The sequence below is a fragment of the Bacillus cereus group sp. BfR-BA-01441 genome, from assembly GCF_022663075.1.
GTDB classification, from domain to species: Bacteria; Bacillota; Bacilli; order Bacillales; family Bacillaceae_G; genus Bacillus_A; species Bacillus_A cereus.
This window is the reverse complement of the sequence record NZ_JAKUEU010000226.1, coordinates 1-820: the sequence shown is the minus strand read 5'-3', so window position 1 is coordinate 820 and position 820 is coordinate 1. Positions and strand designations below refer to the sequence as shown.

Sequence of the window (820 nt, the reverse complement as noted above, 5' to 3'; positions counted from 1 at the left end):
AAAATAGATAAAGACAGTAAAGCACCATTAGAAAATGTTGTATTTGAAGTACGTGACTCAAAAGGAAAAGTAGTTGCGAAAGTAACGACGGATAAAGAAGGAAAAGCAAACGTTTCAGATCTATCAGTAGGAAAATACAAATTAGTAGAGACGAAGAGCTTACCAGGTTACAAAAAGTTAACGGAACCAGTATCATTCGAAATTACAAAAGGTATGACAAAAGTCTTATCATTGAAAGTAGAGAACGAACAGTTAGACAAAGGTGCAGTGGAGATTACAAAAATGGCCGCTGAAAGCAAGGAAGTCTTATCAGGAGCTGTGTTTGAAGTTCATGATGAAAAGGGAAAAGTAGTAGTGAAAGTAACAACAGATAAAGATGGAAAGGCAAAAATCACAGATCTATCTGTAGGTAACTACACACTAGTAGAAGTAGAAGCACCAAAGGGATATGAAAAATTAACTAATCCAATTCCATTTGAAATTACAAATGGAATGATAAATGCAGTTCAATTAGAAGTATTAAACAAATTGAATCATTTAGCACCACCAGGTCCAGAAACACCAGATCCAGAAAAGCCTGGAACACCAGATCCAGAAAAGCCTGGAACACCAGATCCAGAAAAGCCTGGAACACCGGATCCGGAGAAACCTGGAACACCGAATCCAGAAAAACCTGGAACACCAGATCCGGAGAAACCTGGAACACCGAATCCAGAAAAACCTGGAACACCAGATCCAGAAAAGCCAGGGACACCGAATCCAGAGAAACCTGAAAAAGAATTACCGAAGACAGGGCAGAAAATGCCTGTGGAACCATATA

At 39.0% G+C, this 820-nt stretch carries 1 protein-coding gene; it reads left to right on the top strand.

The genetic code is table 11. The features are described 5' to 3' along the window. Positions 1–820, top strand: an 820-nt coding sequence (locus MR107_RS30185) for an MSCRAMM family protein (protein WP_255855181.1), incomplete at both ends; no start/stop codon positions are given.